This window comes from Actinoplanes sp. NPDC051405, assembly GCF_055586185.1.
This window is the reverse complement of the sequence record NZ_JBVJIR010000015.1, coordinates 33163-49496: the sequence shown is the minus strand read 5'-3', so window position 1 is coordinate 49496 and position 16334 is coordinate 33163. Positions and strand designations below refer to the sequence as shown.

The following is a 16334-nucleotide window of genomic DNA, read 5'->3' as shown; positions in this document are numbered from 1 at the left end:
CGTCGCACTGGTGGAGACTCTCGATGGTCGAGATTCTTTGCCGTGGAGGAATGATGGTGCTTCGGACACTCACCGGACGGCTCACCGCATGGCTGGTGCTCGTGGTCGCCCTGTTGCTCGGCGGCTCGGTCATCGCGAGCGCGGGCGAGGTCCGCACCGCCAACGACCCGACCGCCTCGCTGCCCTCGGCGGCCGAGTCCACCAAGGTCGCCGCGCTGCAACGGCAGCTGCCGTCGGGACAGAGCAACCCGGCCCTGGTCGTCTACAGCCGCGACGGGCAGGCGCTCACCGCCGCCGACGTCGCGAAGATCGAGGCCGACGCGCGGGCATTCAGGACGCAGAGTCCGCCGGTGTTCTCCGACCAGCGGGACGCGGCGCTGGTCGCCGTTCCGTTGCCGGCCGACGCCCCGGCCGACCGGACCATCGCCGCGGTCGCCGGGCTGCGCGACACCGCGCGGGCCGGGCTGCCGGACGGGCTGACCGCCCAGGTCACCGGGGGCGCCGGGTTCGCCGCCGACATCGCGGACAGCTTCACCGGCGCCAACACCAACCTGCTCCTCGTGACCGTGGTGGTCGTGGCGCTGTTGCTGCTGATCACGTACCGCAGTCCGGTGCTCTGGCTGGTGCCGCTCGCCGTCGTCGGCCTCGCCGACCGGGTGGCCAGCGGGCTGGTCGCGCTCCTCTCCCGGCACACCGACCTCACCATCGGCGACTCCACCGTCGGCATCGTCACGGTGCTGGTGTTCGGCGCGGGCACCGACTATGCCCTGCTGCTGATCTCGCGCTACCGGGAGGAGCTGCACCGCCACGCCGACCGGCGCGAGGCCATGCGCCGGGCCCTGCGCGGCGCCGGCCCGGCCATCGCGGCCAGTGCCGTCACCGTCGTGCTGAGCCTGCTCACCCTGCTGCTGGCCGGCCTGGGCGACACCGTGGCCCTGGGCGTCACCGCGGCCCTGGGCATCGCCGTCGCCGCGCTCTTCGCCCTGATCGCCCTGCCCGCCGCGCTCGTGGTCTGCGGCCGGGGCCTGTTCTGGCCGTTCATCCCGCGCGTCGGTGCGGGCGGCACCGAGCAGGAGCGCGGCCTCTGGGCCCGGGTCGGCCGCGGCGTCGCCCGCCGCCCCGGCCTGGTCACCGTGGTCGCGCTGGTCGTGCTCGGCGTGCTGTCGACCGGCCTGATCGGCACCCGGCTCGGGCTCTCGCAGACCGAGCAGTTCCGGGTCGAGGCCGAGTCCGTCGACGGCCTGACCACGCTGAGCCGCTACTTCCCGGCCGGCGCCGCGGACCCCACCGTGGTCATCACCGCACCGGCCACCGCCGACCAGGTCCTCGCCGCCGTGTCCGGCACGCCGGGGGTGGCGCAGGCCCGGATCGCCGAGCGGGCCGGGCAGTCGGTCAGCATCACCGCGGTGCTGACCGCCGCTCCCGACACCCCGCAGAGCTACGGCACCATCCGGGCGCTGCGCGCCGCGGTCGGCGACGACGCCCTCGTCGGCGGCAGCGTGGCGATCGCGATGGACACCCGGGACGCGTCGCGGGTGGACCTGCGGGTGATCGTGCCGGTCATCCTGCTCGTGGTGCTGCTGGTCCTCGGCCTGCTGCTGCGCGCGGTCGTCGCCGCCCTGCTGCTGATCGGCACGGTGATCGCCAGCTTCGTCGCCGCCCTGGGCGCCGGCTCATGGCTGTTCCGCGAGCTGCTCGGCTATCCCGGCCTCGACAACCAGGTGCCGCTGTACGCGTTCCTGTTCCTGGTGGCGCTCGGCGTCGACTACAACATCTTCCTGGTCACCCGGGCCCGGGAGGAGGCCGTGACCCGTGGCACCCGGGCCGGGATGATCCACGCCCTGGCCGCGACCGGCGCGGTGATCACCAGCGCGGGCATCCTGCTCGCGGCGGTGTTCGCGGTGCTGGGCGTGCTGCCGATCATCACGCTCACCCAGATCGGGGTGATCGTCGGTCTCGGCGTGCTGCTGGACACGCTGCTGGTGCGTACAGTCCTGGTCCCGGCGCTGGCCACGCTGCTGGGCGACCGGTTCTGGTGGCCGGCCGACCCGGCGGCCCCGCACCGCGCGCACCAGGCGGGACCGGTGGAGCAGCCGGCGGCGGTGGCATGAGCGCCGACGGCCTGGCCGCCGCCGAGGCGGTGCTGACCGAGGCGCTCGACAGGGTCCCGGTGTCCTTGCGGGAGCCGTGCCGGCGGATCGCGCAGGCCGGAGGCGAACGGCTGCGGGCCGGACTCCTGCTGGCGGTCGCCGGCCGGGCCTGGCCCGGCACGTCGCGGCGCACGGCCACGGCCGCGGCGGCCGTCGAGCTGCTGCACCTGGCCGCGATCGTGCACGAAGACCTGCTGCAGGACGCCCCGGTACGCCGCAGCGTGCCCACCATCAACGCCAAGGAAGGCACCACCGTCGCCCTGCTCGCGGGCGACCTGCTGATCGGGCTCGCCCACCGGCTCGGTGCCACCGCCGGGGCCGGCCCGCTGCTCAGTGATGCCCTGACCGGACGCTGCGCCGGGCTGGCCCTCGAGGCCGACAACCGCTTCCGTCCCGAGGTGGACGCGACGACCGCGCTGCACATCGCCGAGCTGAAGACCGGCACCCTGCTGGCCGCGGCCGGCCGGCTCGGCGCGGTCGTCACCGCCGCACCCGAGGACGGCCTCCAGGAGTACGGCCTGGCCTACGGCACCGCGTCGCACCTGCTCGACGACGCCCTCGATCCGGGCTCGTCCTTCGCCGCCGGGATCGTCACGCTGCCCGCCGTGCACGCCCTGGCCGCTCGCCCGGAGCTGCGCCGCCTGCTGCGTCCCGGCCTGGACGAGGCGCACCGTCAGCAGGCCGGCGAACTGCTGGCCACCGGCGTGCCACCGACCTTGACGACGATCACCGAACTGCTCGGCCGAGCGGAAGCCGCCCGGCCGGAGCTGGTGGGAATGACGAAGCGGTGCCGGGACAGTCAGCTCGCGCTGATGACCCGGCACCGTCCTGTGCTCAATTCGTGAGCGTGCCCCGCAGCAGGCTCTTGCCGGAATGCGCGGCGTCACCGTCGTACGCCTCCGCGGACACGTCCACCAGCCGGTAACGGTTGAGATCCGCACCCGGCGGCAGCGGCAGCACCACGTCGGCGGCGCCCGAGAGCGCGGCACTGGACAGGTTGCCCATCGCCATCATCCTCGTGGTGTCGTCCGGGTCGATGAGCCACACCTCGTAGTAGCCGGTCGTCAGCGGCAGGTTGCGCACGTCGAGGCGCAGCTTGCTGCCTCCGATGACCTCCGCGGCTCCCCCGGCCGCCACCGGCGCACCGCCCAGCCGGGCCAGGCTCGCCTTCGCGGTCACCCTCGGCGGCTCCGGACGGTCGGTGAATCGCTGCACCGTGACCGTGCCGGCGATGGCGAGCACTGCAGCGGCCGCCGCCGCGAGCACGGGCAGCACCCAGCGCCGTTCCCGCCGCTGGGGCAGGCGCCGCACGGGTGCGGTCACCGCGGCCTCGATGCCGGCCCAGACACGTTCGGGCGGCGGCGGCAGCGCCCGCAGGCCCTGCGTCTCCGCCCCCAGCTCGGCGACGTGCCGCAGGTCGTCGATCTCCGCCCTGCAGCCCGGGCACTCGGCCAGGTGGACGGACTCGTCGGTGTCCGCCGCTTCCTCAGAGAGCGCGAGAAGGACCAGCCGATCGGGATCCAGATGCTGCACCGTCCACCTCCCACCGTCGTCGTAGATTCGCCATGCCCCGCCGGATGTGACTCTTGACCGTGCCCAGTGGCAGTCCGGTCAGAGCCGCTATCTGGGGATGAGTGAGGTCGTCGTAGAACGCCAGCTCCAGGCTGCGCCGTTGCTCGGCGGGCAGCTGGGCCAGCTCGTCGGCCACGACCAGGCGGTCCAGCACGCGTTCGGGGCTCTCCTCGTCGGCGACGGGCTGGGCCCGTACCGTCGAGGCCACCCGCTCCTCGCGGGCCGCCGACCGCAGCCGGTCGACCGCCTTGCGCCGGGCGATGCCGAGCAGCCAGCCGAGCATCCCGCCACGTTCCGGATCAAACGTACCGCGACCCTGCCACGCCGCCACGAAGGTCGTCTGCGTGACGTCCTCCGCATCGGCTCGATTGCCCAGCAGGCGTACGCCGAGATAGAGCACCGCGCCGCCGTAGCGGTCGTACGCCAGGCGCAGCGCATGCTCGTCGCCCGCCCGGAAGCGTTCGGCGAGTTCGTCGTCGGGATTCATCGGCCCCCTTTCCACCTGCTCATTCGCTCCCCGGCCGGGCCGTGGATGCAGCGGGATCTATTTTTTCCGTGGTGCGTCCAGCCGTGCCGGACCCAGCGAAACCACGGGTTGTCCGAACCCGGATACCCACTCGCTAGGAGAATCAGATGCGTCTTGTGCCCCTGCGCCGCGTGACCGCCGTCGGCGCGGCCACCCTGATCGCCTTCGGCGGTCTGGCCGCACTGACCGCCACCCCGGCCTTCGCCGCCACCTCCCAGGTCTCCGTCGTGCACGGCATCCCCGGGCAGAACGTGGACGTCTACGTCAACGGCGAGAAAACTCTGCCGGACTTCGCTCCCGGCAAGGTCGCGGGCCCGCTGTCGCTGGAGGAGGGCAGCTACGACATCGCGCTGACCAAGCCGGGTGACGATATCAGCCAGGCCCTGCTCAAGGTGGACGACGCCGAGATCCCCGGCGGCGCGAACATCAGCCTCGTCGCGCACCTGAGCGAGGACGGCGAGCCGGCGCTGGCCCCCTTCGCCAACGACGTGAAGAAGGTCGCCGCGGGCCAGGCCCGGATCATCGTGCGGCACACCGCCGCGGCCCCGGCCGTCGACGTGCGCGCGGGCGGCCAGCCGGTCTTCGAGGACCTGACCAACCCGAAGGAGGCCAAGGCCGACCTGCCCGCGGGCGCGGTCGAGGCCGACGTGGTGCTGGCCGGCACGGACACCGTGGCGATCGGCCCGGCGGACCTGAACCTCAAGGAGGGCACCGCCACGATCGTCTACGCGGTCGGCTCGGCCGAGGACAAGACCCTCGACCTGGTCACCCAGACCATCGCCGGCCTGCACTCCGCACCGGGTGGCGTGCCCAGCGGCAGCGGCGGCCAGGCCGACCGTGGCCTCGGTCTCGCCTGGTACGCGCTGGCGACAGCCGGTCTGCTGATGCTCGCCCTCGGCGCGCGCCGGCTGGTGCCGGGCCGCCGATGACCGTCGGATCCCCGGGCACGACCCGCAAGGGCCGCGCCCGGCTCCTCGTCGTCGCCGGGCTGGTGCTGCTGATCGTGGTGGGGGTGGTCGCGTACCTGTCGCGGCCCGAGCCGTCCGTCGGCTCCTCGGCGGTCGCCGCCCTGGAGTCGGCGCCGCCCACCGCGTCGTCCGCTCCCCCGGCCCCGGCCGCTGTGCCCGAGGCGAAGGCCCCGGCCGAGGAGGTGGCCCCGGCGCGGCTCGAGATCCCCGCGCTCAAGCTCGACGCCACCGTGGCCGAGGTCGGTGTCAACGCCGAGACCGGTGAGTTCGACGTCCCGCCCAGCGTCGACCGGGTCGGCTGGTACCGCTTCGGCCCGGGAATGACCGCGACGGCCGGGTCGATCGTCGTGGCCGGCCACGTGGACAGCGCCGATCAGGGCAAGGGCGCATTCTTCCGGCTCAGCAGCCTGGAACCGGGCGACAGAATGACGCTGGCCGGCCCCCGCGGCGCCGGCCGCGCATTCCAGGTGGTGGCCCGGGAAAGGTACAGCAAGACCCGCATTCCGCTGGACAGGTATTTTGCCCGCGACGGTGCTCCGCGACTGACGCTGATCACCTGCGGCGGGCCGTTCGACAGCAGAACCCGGCACTACCGCGACAACATCGTCGTGACCGCGGAACCCGTGTCCTGACAGCGATCTGCCCGCTCGGCCGACGCCGGGCGGGCAGATCAGCGGGTACGCTCACGGCAACGCCCCGTGTCCGCTGTATCCCCCGTTCGGTGGAGGCGGGACATCGGCCGAACGGTGGATGCCGAGGGTTCGGAATGCGACCCATATTTTTGCATTAATTCGACCCTAAGAAAGCCTCAATTTTCGCTGGGAAATTGGTGTGGACGGGCGCTGGCTCTTAACGTCTGCATGCCGGTACCCGGCCGGGCCACCAAAAGGGCTCGCGGACCGGCTCATCCGCCAATGAAATGGTTACAGAAGAGGTGCCACCCATGCGAAGGCCGACTTACCGTCGGGCCGCCCAACGCCGGGGCCCGGACCGTCGCATCATCGCCGCGGTCGCCGTACTGATCGCCTTCGGCGGGGTGATCGGTGTCACCCAGATCTCCAACGCGGACGAGAGCAAGACGGTGGCCTGCGAGGCCCCCGCCGCCGACCCGGCCGCACCGGCCGGCAAGAGCGCCGCGACCGACCCCAAGGTCGGTACCTACACGGACAAGGACGGCGACGTCCAGCACAAGGGCGACGGGCAGCTGGCCAAGGGTGAGCAGGCCCCGAAGCCGCAGCCGGTCGAGAACTGCACCACCGGCAAGACCACCACCAAGCAGGTCAACGGGCTGCAGATCCTCGCCAACAGCTGCGAGGACAGCAACCTGGACGCGCACGACGGTTTCCAGAAGGGCGACCGCTGCGTCTCCACCGAGTTCGGTGAGGTCGGCGAGCAGGCCAAGAACCCGACGCTGCTGATCACTGACTTCCCCGAGTCGGTGAAGGCGAACACCCCCTTCACGCTGAAGGTCAGCACCCGCAACCTGGTACGCGACCGCTTCCTCGCGGCCGGACAGGGCGGCTACTACGTGGAGAGCTCGGTGCTCACCGCGGAAGGCCTGGTCCGCGGCCACTTCCACACCGCCTGCCGGATGCTCGCGGCCACGAACGAGGCTCCCGACCCGGCCCCGGTGCCCGCGTTCTTCGTGGCCACCGAGGACAAGAAGGGCGGCGCGCAGCCCGACACCGTCACGATCCAGGTCCCGGGCCTGCCGCAGGAAGGCATCGCGCAGTGCGCCTCCTGGGCCGGCGACGGCTCGCACCGGATCCCGATGATGCAGCGCGCCAACCAGACCCCGGCCCTGGACGCGGTGCGCGTCAAGGTCGAGGGCGGCGACGAGGAACCGCCCGCCGAAGAGGAGCCCCCGGCTGACCCGCCCGCTGACAACGGCGGCGGCAACAACGGCGGTGGTGACAACAACGGCGGCGGTGGCAACAACGGCGGCGGTGGCAACAACGGCGGCGACGACGGTCAGGGCGACGGCGGCCAGAACAACGGCGGCGGTCAGGGTGACGGCGATCAGGGCGACGGGGACCAGGGTGACGGGGACCAGGGTGACAACGGCGGTGCCGCGAACCCCGGTGCCACCGCGACCCCGAAGACCGAGACCGGCACGACGCCGCCGAAGACCGGCACCGTGACGATCCCGCCGAAGAACGAGGCCGACGCCCCGAAGCCGGTCAAGACCACCAAGCCGGCGCCCGCCAAGGAGCCGGAGAAGGCCGACAACGAGTCGACCGACAACAACGAGTCGGCGAACGACGACTCGGAGAGCCCGGCGCAGGCAGTGGCCGGCAAGACCACGAAGCCCCGCGCCACCCAGGAACCGGCGGCCCAGGTCGTGACGAACGACGACAGCGACGACGGCGCGCCCGACCTGCAGGCGGAACAGAACGTGCAGACCGGTGACGACTCGAAGCTGGCCCTGACCGGGGCCAACTCGATGACGTTCATCCTGGGCGGCGCGCTGTTGATCCTCTGCGGCGCGGTGGTCCTCGGCGCGACCCGGCGGCGCCGGGCAGCGGCCCGGGACTGACAACAGCGGCAGATGTTCGCGCGGTCACCGATCCGGTGACCGCGCGAACTGCCGTTCCGGCTTGCGGTTAATGTCCAGCGCGTGCCAGGACTCAAGAGAACGACGCCAGCCGGCTGCACGGTGACGGTGTGCCGGGACTGTTGCTGCGGCAACGCCCGCAAGCACCCGAAGGTCGACCACGACGGCCAGCTGGTCCGGCTGCGCGAGTCGCTGCCGGCCCCGCATCAGGTACGGGTGAGCGAATGCCTGGACGCGTGCGCGGAAGCCAACGTCATCGTGGTCCACCCGGAGCCGGGCGCGCGCCGCCGCGGTGCCCGGGCGGTGTGGTTCGGCCTGGTCGGCGACGACGCGGTCGAGGAGGACATCGCGGCCTGGGTCCGCGCGGGCGGCCCCGGCGTGGCCCCGATGCCGGCCATCCTCGAGCTCTCCGTCCTCCGCCGCTGACCTCCACTCACCGCCCCGGCGCGACTCCGGCCGGCGCAGCGCTCACTCCGGCGCGACGCCGAGCCGGCACAACGCTGGCCCGGGCAGAACCCGCTGGCCCAGCGCAGCTGCGACCCGGCGCGGCGCGGCTGCGTCTCGTGGGTGCCGGGCCGGGCTCAGAGCTCGGCCGGGGCCGGCTCGCGGGCCAGTAGGCCGGTCACCGAGGCCGCGTCGCCGGGCCGCCCGAACAGATACCCCTGGCCCTGGTCGCACCCGATCTGCCGCAGCATCATCCACTGCCCGTCGGTCTCGATGCCCTCGGCGACGGTCTGCAGCCGCAGCGCCTGCCCCAGCCCGACCACCGCGTCCACCAGCGCCACGTCGTCCGCGTCCGTGTCGACCTGCTCCACGAACGTCCGGTCGATCTTGATGATGTCGACCGGGAGCTGCTTGAGGTAGTTCAGCGACGAGTAGCCGGTGCCGAAGTCGTCGATGGCCAGCCGTACGCCCAGGGCCCGCAGCGCGCGCAGCGTCCCGATCGCGCCCGTGATGTCCTCCATCAGCATCGACTCGGTGATCTCCAGGGTCAGCGAGCCGGCCGGGATGCCGGCGTCCTCGATCGCCGCCGCCACGTCCGCGACCAGGCCCGCGTACTGGAACTGCCGCGCGGACAGGTTGACGTTGACCTTGAGGCCGGCCGCGGCCGGCGTCTCGCGGCGCCAGCGCGCCAGCTGCGCGCAGGCCTCGCGCAGGACCCACCGGCCGAGCGGCACGATCAGGCCGTTGGCCTCCGCCGTGGCGATGAACTGGTACGGACTGAGCAGCCCGTCCTCCGGGTGACGCCACCGCACCAGCGCCTCGACCCCGGTCATCCGCTGCGTGGTCATGTCGACCACGGGCTGGTAGAGCACCACGAACTGCTCCTGCTCCAGCCCCAGCTCCATGTCGACGCGCTGCTGCGCCTCCTCCAGCACCGAGCGGGACATCGACGGTGAGAACACCGCGTACGCGTTGCGGCCGGCCCGCTTGGCGGCGTACATGGCCAGGTCGGCGTCGCGCAGCAGCTGCCCGGCGGGCAGGTCGCCGCTGGCGATGCCGATGCTCAGCGAGCAGGTGACGTCGCGGCTGTCCAGCCGGATCTGCTCCCGGCCGGCCAGCAGCAGCCGCTCGGCCAGCGCGACGGCGTCGGCCGCTTCCAGGTTCTCGACCAGGATCGCGAACTCGTCACCGCCGAGCCGGGCCAGGGTGTCGCCGGGGCGCATCTCGGCCCGCAGCCGCCCGGCCAGGGTGGCCAGCAGCTCGTCGCCGGCGCTGTGCCCGAGGTTGTCGTTGACCAGCTTGAAATCGTCGAGGTCGATGAGCAGCACGGTGACGCCGCCGCCGGAGCGACGCTGGACGGCCTGTTCGAGCCGGTCACGGAACAGGGCGCGGTTCGGCAGCCCGGTCAGCGAGTCGGTGAACGCCTGGCGGCTGAGCTGCTCCTCGAGTTCCTTGCGCCGGCCGATGTCCCGCAGGCTGATCACGGCGGCGCGCAGGTCGGCGTCATCGGTCCGGTTGGTGCCGATCACGTCGAGGTGCAGCCAGGAGCCGTCGGGCCGCCGCAGCCGGGCCTCCGTACGGGCGGTGCCGCCGGGCACGGCGAAGAGCGCGCCCATCCACGCCCGCAGCCCGGCGAGCTCGTCGGGATGGGCCAGCTCCACCATCGCCTTGCCGGTGACCTCGGCGCCGGTGAGACCGAAGATCCGCTGGGCCGACGGGCTGGCGTAGCGGACCGCGCCCTTGACGTCGATCGCGAACACGGCGTCGGAGGCGGCTTCGAGCAGCATCTCGGTGCGGTGCTCGGCGGCCTGGCGGCGCCGGTCCAGCCGCCGCCGGCTGCGGGCGTTGATCGAGCTCAGTGCGACCAGGCAGGACATGATCGCGACCAGGGAGACGGTGGAGACGGCGTTGGCGCCGGTGAGGTCGGGCAGCAACGCCAGGTAGCCGGCCACGGCCACCGCCCCGAGCCCGACCACCAGGGTGGGCCCGTACAGGGACGCGGCGGTGACCAGGATCAGGGCGACCCCGGGCAGATAGAGCATCAGCCCGTCCTGGTCGAGCCGGGAGAACAGGAACAGCAGCGGCAGCTCGGCCGCCCACCAGAGGACCAGCCAGCTCCGGAGCCGGGCGCTGCGGACGAGCCGCGCCCACGGCAGGAGGGCGGCCACGAGCTGCACGAGCGCCGCGGCGAGCACCGGACCGAGCAGCCAGCGCCGGTCCGGTACCCAGTCCACGGCCACCCGTACGCAGCCGAGCAAGGTCACCCCGGCGGCGACCGAGGCACCGATCCGGATCTGCCGCGCCCAGTACTCCGCGGTGCTGTCGTCGAACTCCGCCGGTTGCACGAGACCTGCGATCGGCAGCCCGGCAGCGTTCGTGAGGGAAACCGGGCCCTGAGGCGTACCCCCGTCACCATGCCCACGCCTCAGGGCCCGGACCGCCGTTGCCGACGGGCGGGAAGATCCGGTCCAGCTCATCCAGGGTCTCCGCGGAAAGCTCGGTGTCCAGCGCCAGCAACGGCAGGTCCAGCTGCTCCGGCGTGCGCGGGCCGAGCACCGGCGCGGTCACCCCGGGCCGCGACAGCAGCCAGGCCAGCGCGACCGTGGTCGGCTCCTGGCCCAGGCCGGCGCAGAGCTTCTCGAACTGCTCCAGCGCCGCGCGGTGCGGCTCGACCCGTTCCGGCGCGTGCAGGACGCTGCGGCCGGTGCTGCCCTCGCGCTGCTTGCGCAGCGCGCCGGACAGCGCACCGAAGTGCAACGGGGAGTACGGCAGGATGCCGATGCCCAGGTCCCGGGCGGCGGGCAGCACCTCCAGCTCGACGTGCCGGGTGAGCAGGTTGTATTTGGGTTGCTCACTCACCAGCCCCAGATAGTGGCGCCGGTCGGCGGCGGCCTGGGCCCGGGCCAGATGCCAGCCGGCGAGATTCGACGAACCCGCGTACCGGATCTTGCCCTGTCCGGTGAGCGTCTCCATCGCCTGCCAGATCTCCTCCCACGGGGTGTCCCGCTGGATGTGGTGCAGTTGCAGCACGTCGATCCAGTCGGTGCGCAGCCGGCGCAACGACGCCTCGCAGGAGGCGATGATGTGCCGCGCGGAGAGGCCGCCGTCGTTGGGCCAGTCGCTCATCGGCGCGTAGACCTTGGTGGCGAGCACGATCTTGTCGCGGGCGCCCGACTTCTCCAGCCAGCTCCCGATGAACCGCTCGCTGAGCCCGTCGCCGGTCTCCCGGCCGTACATGTTGGCGGTGTCGACAAAATTGATGCCCGCGCCGAGCGCGCGGTCGAGGACGGCATGGGACTCGGGTTCGCCGATCTGCCAGGCGAAATTCATGGTGCCGAGGCAGAGACGGCTGACCCGCAGACCGGTACGGCCGAGGTACACGTAACGCATGACACGACCGTAGGGTCGTATACGCGATGGCCCGAGCCGTTCGACCGTGCTCGAATGGTCGGATGATCCGGCTCGCATTCGCTCCCGCCGATCTCGCCGGTGTCCGGTTCGCCCACTCGCCGATGGCCGAGGTGATCGCCAGCAGTGTGGCGCTGACCAAACCGGACCAGTTCTGGATGTACGCCTCCTGGCGCGCGCAGGTGCGTCCGGTGCTGGCGGCGGCCCGGCTGGAGACGTTCCTCGCCGTGGTGGCCCGCCGGCAGAGCTGGGTGCCGGACTTCCTGAGCCCGGTGCCCGCGACTGCCCGGCCGCTGCTGCGCGACGAGCTGGCGATGATCGCGGAGACGCCGCTCGACCAGGTCGCGTGGGAGGTGGCGTACGCGTGGCGCGGGGTCTCGGACGTGCCGCCGGTTATCGCCCGCTTCGAACGCGACCCGGCCGGCGGGCTGGCGGTGCTGCTGCGCGAGATCCGGCAGTACTTCGCGCTGGCGCTGGCGCCGTACTGGCCGCGGCTGCGTACGGCGGCGGAGGCGGAGATCGCCCACCGCGCCCGAGCGGCGACCGAACACGGGCCCCGGGCCCTGATCCGCGACCTGCACCCGAACCTGAGCTGGGACGAGACGGCGCTGCGGATCGGCCAGGGCGACGGAGAGGTCGACTTCGGCCTGGACGGGCACGGGCTGGCGCTGCTGCCGTCGGGCTTCGCCGGGCCGAAGGTGTTCGCGGTGACGGAGACGGCCCAGGGCCGGGCGTTGTGGTATCCGCCGCGGGGCTACGGCGCGTTGTGGGACGGCACGGCGCGCAGCGAACCGACGGCGGCGCTGGCGGCGCTGCTCGGGCCGACCCGGGCGGCCGTGCTGACGCTGCTGGCGGTGCCGCACAGCACCGGCGAGGTGGCTGCGGCATTGGGGCTGGCCGCGGCGACGGCCTCACATCATCTGACGACGTTGCGTGATGCCGGGCTGATCGCGGGATCGCGGGTGGGACGAAAGCTGGAGTATCTGCGGACCGGGCTGGGTGAGCAGCTGGGCGGCGGCGCGGGCTGATCCGCCGCCCCGCTTCCGGATCTTGTGCAGCTCACGCCCCTCTTCTCCTCGGTCGGCCGCGGATACGAGTCTCAGTTCAGCAGGCTGGAGAGAGTGGCGATCGCGCCGGCGAGGGTCACGCCGAACCACGGGATGGCGGACAGGCAGGTCCGGGGCCAGGTGGCGCCGTTGGCGCGGTGCAGGGCCGCGGCTATCGCGGCTGCCACCACCGCGAGCACAAAGGACGCCAGCACAACGGTGAATGTCAGGACGGCGCCGGGGTTCATCGGGGCCGCCGGGGTTGAACGCTGACCATGGTGCATCCCTCCTGAGGTGGGGCCTGAGATCACCTGTTCCGGTGTGTTTTCCGGGGGTTACGTCACGTTAGCACTGACGCTATCTCGTTTAAAGAATGAAACATAACCTCTTCTGATACGGCCAGAATGGATCTCCATTGCTGATCTCCGTACCGGATTAAGGGATCTTTGTGCTCGGGCGGCCGCACCGTCCTGGCTATTCCGGAAACACCGGTCCTCATGTTTAGATTTTGTTCATGGCAGAAACCGATGTGGACGCCGACGAGAAGACCCGGGGCTCCGGACGCGCCGCGGTACGCATCCTGGGCGACCTGATCGCGGCCGGTGACCAGCTCCGCCCCGGCGACGTGGTGAGCCTCGACTACGTGATGGAGCAGAGCGGCGGCAGTCGCGCGCTGGCCCGCGAAGTGCTCCAGGTCCTGCAGATCAAGGGCCTGGTGACGCTGCAGCCCCGGGTCGGGGCCAAGGTCCAGCCGGTCGAGCAGTGGAACCCGTTCGACCCGGACGTCATCGAGTGGCGGCACCAGGTGGCCCCGCGCGTCCAGATGGACCTGCTCACCCAGCTGCGTGAGGCGGTGGAGCCGGAGGCGGCCCGCCTCGCCGCCCAGCACCCGTCCGCGGACGTGTGCCGGGATCTGATCAGTCTCAGCCGCCGGCTCAAACGGCTCGGCCTGGCCCGCGACGAGTTCCGCGACCCGGGCGAGGCCGGCAGCCGGCACCGCGAGCGGTACCGCGCCACGGACGAGGACTTCCACGTGGTGCTGCTCAAGGGATCCGGCAACGACATGTTCGTGGCCCTCAGCGCGCCGGTGACCAAGGCGCTCAACTACCGCATCGAGCGGGCCGCGACCGGTCCGGCGGGCAAGGTGCGACCCGCCGGCCCGGTCAGCAAGTTTCCCGAGGTGCCCGAGGAGGAGTCGCTGTGGCTGCACCTGGGCCTGGCGCACTGCGTCGAGCAGGGCCTCCCCGAGGCGGCGGAGACGTTCTCCCGCGCCATCCTCGAGGAGGTCCGCGGCGGGACCCGGTCACGCGTCCGCCGGTACGCGATCAGGGAAGCGCTGGATGAGATGGACCTCGAGATGCTGCACGAGGAGGACCGGGACGGTTTCGCCGCCGCCATCAGCGCCATCGCGGGCGAGATCTGATCGCTCAGCTCCGTCCGATGTCCCACACGACGGCGTGACTACCGGCCCCGGTGACCGCGATGGTGCCGGCCACCAGGCCACGGTCGTTGATGAACTGCACCGAGCCGGCCGTGACCCCACGGTCCAGCGGGCCGAGGTCAACGACGCGGGAGCCCCGCCAGACGACGCCGCGGCTGCCGCCCAGGTCGGCCACGCCGGCCACGTTCCCGGCCGCGTTCATCGCGGTGGCCACGCCGCTGACTCCGCTGAGCGCGGCGAGGTCGGTCGCCGTACCCCGGTGCCAGCGCACCGCCCGCAAGTGGGAGTTGTCGCCGGCGTTGCCGCCGACCTGGCCCCGGTCGTTGATCCCGACCGGGTAGCTCTCGGTCCCGCCGAGCGCGCCGAGGTCGGTGAAGACCCCGTTCTCCCAGAGGAACGCGTGCCAGCCGGAATCCGGGACCCGCACGGTGCCGACAACCTGGCCCCGCTCGTTGACGTCGACGCCGATGCTGGCGATCCCGACCGGCGGCGTGAGCCGGATGAGGCGACCGTCCCGCCACAGAGCAGCCTCGGTCTCGGCCCCGTCGGCGCTGATGGTGGAACCGGCGATGTCACCACGACTGTTGATGTCGTCGGCGAGGGTGTCCCCACCGAGACCGGGCAGATCGGTGGCGACGCCGTCCCGCCAGACGAACGCCTGGCCGTACTGCCCGCTGGTGGCGGTGTAACGGGTGCCGATGACGCGGCCGTGGTCGTTGAGCCCGGTCACGGAGATCCCGTCACCGGTGACGGCGGTGAGGTCGCGCATGACGCCGCGACGCCAGAGGAACGGGCGGGCGGTGCCGGCTGCGGTGAAGGCGGTGCCGGCTACGTCGCCGCGTTCGTTGACGTCCACGGCGTAGCTCGGGCCGCCGCCGGGGAGTGTGCCGAGGTCGGTGAGGGTGCCGTTCCGCCACCGGAAGGCATGGGTGGCGCCGGTGGCGGTCTCGCTGGAGCCGACCAGATAGCCGGAGTTACTGAGGGCGGTGGGGTTGCTCCAGGCGCCGCCGAGGGTGCCCACGTCGTGCGGGGTTACCGGGGTGGTGGTGGCGTGGGCGGCCGATGTGGTGCTGGCTGTTGCGGCGAGTGCGGCGATGACGGCTGTGGTCAGGAATCTGCTTGGACGCATCTTCTCCCCCTCCAGAATGTGGCGTTCCTCCGCCACTCTGCGGGTCCGTGCGCCTGACGTCTGTCCGTCGATCGTCCATGGTGGATTGGTTGATCGGCAGGTTGTGGGCGTTCTGGCCGTTTCCGCGTGGTTGTGCCTCCCTCTGCCCGCCCGTCCCCCTGGCCGTGCCTCCCCTTGGCCGCACCTCTCCCTGGCACGCCTCCGCATGTCCGGGCGTCCGCCTGCCCGCACCTTCGCCTGTCCGCACCCTCGCCTGCCCGCACCTTCGCCTGCCCGCACCTCCCTGGCAAGGCCTCTGCGTGTCCGGGTCTCCGCCTGTCCGTACCTTCCCCTGGCCGGGCAGGCGTTGGATTCGGGCGGCTGACCTGCGTTTCCGCGTCGGCGAGCGCGGCCGGCGTCTGCCCGCCGCTCGGAATCCGGCGCCGCGCATCCCGCCCAGGTCCCGGGCCTCAGTCCTGGGCCTCGGGTCCTGGGTCCCGCGTCTCGGGTCGCGCGTCTCGGGTCGCGCGTCTCGCGTCCCGCGCCCCGCGTCTCGGGTCCTGGACCTCGGGTCCCGGGCCTCAGTCCTGCGTCTCGGGTCGCGCGTCTCGGGTCGCGCGTCTCGCGTCCCGCGTCTCGGGTCGCGCGTCTCGCGTCCCGCGTCTCGGGTCCTGGACCTCGGGTCCCGGGCCTCAGTCCTGCGTCTCGGGTCCCGCGTCTCGGGTCCCGGGCCTCAGTCCTGCGTCTCGGGTCCCGCGTCTCGGGTCCCGCGTCTCGGGTCCCGCGTCTGGGGTCCCGGGTCCGACGTCCGGCACTCGCTCAGATCCGGCATCCGGCGACTGGCCTATGCGTTCGCATCCGGCGCCCGCCATTCGACGAGATGGGATGGCGCGGGGTCGCGGCCAGCCCGATCGCGGCGCGATCAAGTCCGGCGCTTCGTCCAGCCACCCACGACCCCGACCCCACACCGCGCACCGCGCACCGCGCACCGCGCACCGCGCACCGCGCACCGCGCACCGCGCACCGCGCACCGGCGATGCTCGCCTCAAAACCCCAGATCCAGCAAACCCTCTACCGGCGACCGGCGACCGGCGACCGGCGACGGCGGTGGCACGGC

General features: G+C 72.4%; 14 protein-coding genes. 8 read left to right on the top strand and 6 right to left on the bottom strand.

What is annotated here, in order from left to right; genetic code table 11:
- Nucleotides 1-53: 53 nt before the first annotated feature.
- Nucleotides 54-2111: an MMPL family transporter gene (locus tag ACZ6S4_RS29390; RefSeq protein WP_465478010.1), complete on the top strand. Its 2058-nt coding sequence runs from the start codon at nt 54-56 to the stop codon at nt 2109-2111.
- Nucleotides 2108-2995 carry a polyprenyl synthetase family protein gene (locus tag ACZ6S4_RS29385; RefSeq protein WP_465478009.1) on the top strand — a complete coding sequence of 296 codons (888 nt, stop codon included), beginning with the start codon at nt 2108-2110 and terminating at the stop codon, nt 2993-2995. The genes ACZ6S4_RS29390 and ACZ6S4_RS29385 overlap by 4 nt, the downstream gene beginning before the upstream one ends.
- On the opposite strand, the gene ACZ6S4_RS29380 is transcribed toward ACZ6S4_RS29385, so the two are convergent.
- Both ACZ6S4_RS29380 and ACZ6S4_RS29375 read right to left on the bottom strand, forming a co-directional pair.
- A complete protein-coding gene (locus tag ACZ6S4_RS29380; protein ID WP_465478008.1) occupies nt 2985-3683 on the bottom strand; it encodes an anti-sigma factor in 699 nt (232 codons plus the stop codon). The two genes, ACZ6S4_RS29385 and ACZ6S4_RS29380, sit on opposite strands and share 11 nt — an antisense overlap.
- Entirely contained in the window at nt 3637-4209 is a 573-nt protein-coding gene (locus ACZ6S4_RS29375) for an RNA polymerase sigma factor (protein WP_465478007.1), read from the bottom strand. The genes ACZ6S4_RS29380 and ACZ6S4_RS29375 overlap by 47 nt, the downstream gene beginning before the upstream one ends.
- A 146-nt stretch (nt 4210-4355) precedes the next feature.
- Between ACZ6S4_RS29375 and ACZ6S4_RS29370 the strand changes: the two genes are divergently transcribed.
- From ACZ6S4_RS29370 to ACZ6S4_RS29355, 4 genes are all read left to right on the top strand, one after another.
- Nucleotides 4356-5177 (top strand): DUF4397 domain-containing protein, encoded by an 822-nt coding sequence (locus tag ACZ6S4_RS29370; RefSeq protein WP_465478006.1) that lies wholly within the window; start codon nt 4356-4358, stop codon nt 5175-5177.
- Nucleotides 5174-5848, top strand: a complete 675-nt coding sequence (locus ACZ6S4_RS29365; protein WP_465478005.1) for a class F sortase — start codon at nt 5174-5176, stop codon at nt 5846-5848. Before ACZ6S4_RS29370 ends, ACZ6S4_RS29365 begins: the two co-directional genes overlap by 4 nt.
- Before the next feature lie 311 nt (nt 5849-6159).
- Complete coding sequence (locus ACZ6S4_RS29360) at nt 6160-7752, top strand: hypothetical protein (protein ID WP_465478004.1); 1593 nt, start codon at nt 6160-6162, stop codon at nt 7750-7752.
- Between the two features lie 120 nt (nt 7753-7872).
- Entirely contained in the window at nt 7873-8196 is a 324-nt protein-coding gene (locus ACZ6S4_RS29355; RefSeq protein ID WP_451915843.1) for a hypothetical protein, read from the top strand.
- Between the two features lie 155 nt (nt 8197-8351).
- On the opposite strand, the gene ACZ6S4_RS29350 is transcribed toward ACZ6S4_RS29355, so the two are convergent.
- The gene (locus tag ACZ6S4_RS29350) at nt 8352-10559 is read right to left on the bottom strand and encodes a putative bifunctional diguanylate cyclase/phosphodiesterase (RefSeq protein WP_465478003.1); all 2208 of its coding nucleotides are present in this window, start codon (nt 10557-10559) and stop codon (nt 8352-8354) included.
- 64 nt (nt 10560-10623) lie between these two features.
- Nucleotides 10624-11604 carry an aldo/keto reductase gene (locus tag ACZ6S4_RS29345; RefSeq protein WP_465478002.1) on the bottom strand — a complete coding sequence of 327 codons (981 nt, stop codon included), beginning with the start codon at nt 11602-11604 and terminating at the stop codon, nt 10624-10626.
- Nucleotides 11605-11666: 62 nt separating this feature from the next.
- Here ACZ6S4_RS29345 and ACZ6S4_RS29340 point away from each other — a divergent pair, with 62 nt between their 5' ends.
- Nucleotides 11667-12650, top strand: coding sequence for an ArsR/SmtB family transcription factor (locus tag ACZ6S4_RS29340; RefSeq protein ID WP_465478001.1), 984 nt, complete (start codon nt 11667-11669; stop codon nt 12648-12650).
- A gap of 71 nt (nt 12651-12721) precedes the next feature.
- Here ACZ6S4_RS29340 and ACZ6S4_RS29335 read toward each other — a convergent pair whose 3' ends face one another.
- The gene (locus tag ACZ6S4_RS29335) at nt 12722-12883 is read right to left on the bottom strand and encodes a hypothetical protein (protein ID WP_433717508.1); all 162 of its coding nucleotides are present in this window, start codon (nt 12881-12883) and stop codon (nt 12722-12724) included.
- A 299-nt stretch (nt 12884-13182) separates the two neighbouring features.
- Here ACZ6S4_RS29335 and ACZ6S4_RS29330 point away from each other — a divergent pair, with 299 nt between their 5' ends.
- A complete protein-coding gene (locus ACZ6S4_RS29330) occupies nt 13183-14091 on the top strand; it encodes a FadR/GntR family transcriptional regulator (protein WP_465478000.1) in 909 nt (302 codons plus the stop codon).
- A 4-nt stretch (nt 14092-14095) separates the two neighbouring features.
- Here the strand turns inward: ACZ6S4_RS29330 and ACZ6S4_RS29325 are convergent, their stop codons facing one another.
- Complete coding sequence (locus tag ACZ6S4_RS29325) at nt 14096-15238, bottom strand: hypothetical protein (RefSeq protein WP_465477999.1); 1143 nt, start codon at nt 15236-15238, stop codon at nt 14096-14098.
- Nucleotides 15239-16334: the final 1096 nt, after the last annotated feature.

What these genes read in the sequence shown, in the direction of transcription:
- ACZ6S4_RS29340 (WP_465478001.1), top strand. Translation starts at nt 11,667, where the DNA reads ATGATCCGGCTCGCATTCGCTCCCGCCGATCTCGCCGGTGTCCGGTTC.
- ACZ6S4_RS29330 (WP_465478000.1), top strand. Translation starts at nt 13,183, where the DNA reads ATGGCAGAAACCGATGTGGACGCCGACGAGAAGACCCGGGGCTCCGGA.
- ACZ6S4_RS29385 (WP_465478009.1), top strand. Translation starts at nt 2,108, where the DNA reads ATGAGCGCCGACGGCCTGGCCGCCGCCGAGGCGGTGCTGACCGAGGCG.
- ACZ6S4_RS29390 (WP_465478010.1), top strand. Translation starts at nt 54, where the DNA reads ATGGTGCTTCGGACACTCACCGGACGGCTCACCGCATGGCTGGTGCTC.
- ACZ6S4_RS29345 (WP_465478002.1), bottom strand. Translation starts at nt 11,604, where the DNA reads ATGCGTTACGTGTACCTCGGCCGTACCGGTCTGCGGGTCAGCCGTCTC.
- ACZ6S4_RS29365 (WP_465478005.1), top strand. Translation starts at nt 5,174, where the DNA reads ATGACCGTCGGATCCCCGGGCACGACCCGCAAGGGCCGCGCCCGGCTC.
- ACZ6S4_RS29375 (WP_465478007.1), bottom strand. Translation starts at nt 4,209, where the DNA reads ATGAATCCCGACGACGAACTCGCCGAACGCTTCCGGGCGGGCGACGAG.
- ACZ6S4_RS29360 (WP_465478004.1), top strand. Translation starts at nt 6,160, where the DNA reads ATGCGAAGGCCGACTTACCGTCGGGCCGCCCAACGCCGGGGCCCGGAC.
- ACZ6S4_RS29325 (WP_465477999.1), bottom strand. Translation starts at nt 15,238, where the DNA reads ATGCGTCCAAGCAGATTCCTGACCACAGCCGTCATCGCCGCACTCGCC.
- ACZ6S4_RS29370 (WP_465478006.1), top strand. Translation starts at nt 4,356, where the DNA reads ATGCGTCTTGTGCCCCTGCGCCGCGTGACCGCCGTCGGCGCGGCCACC.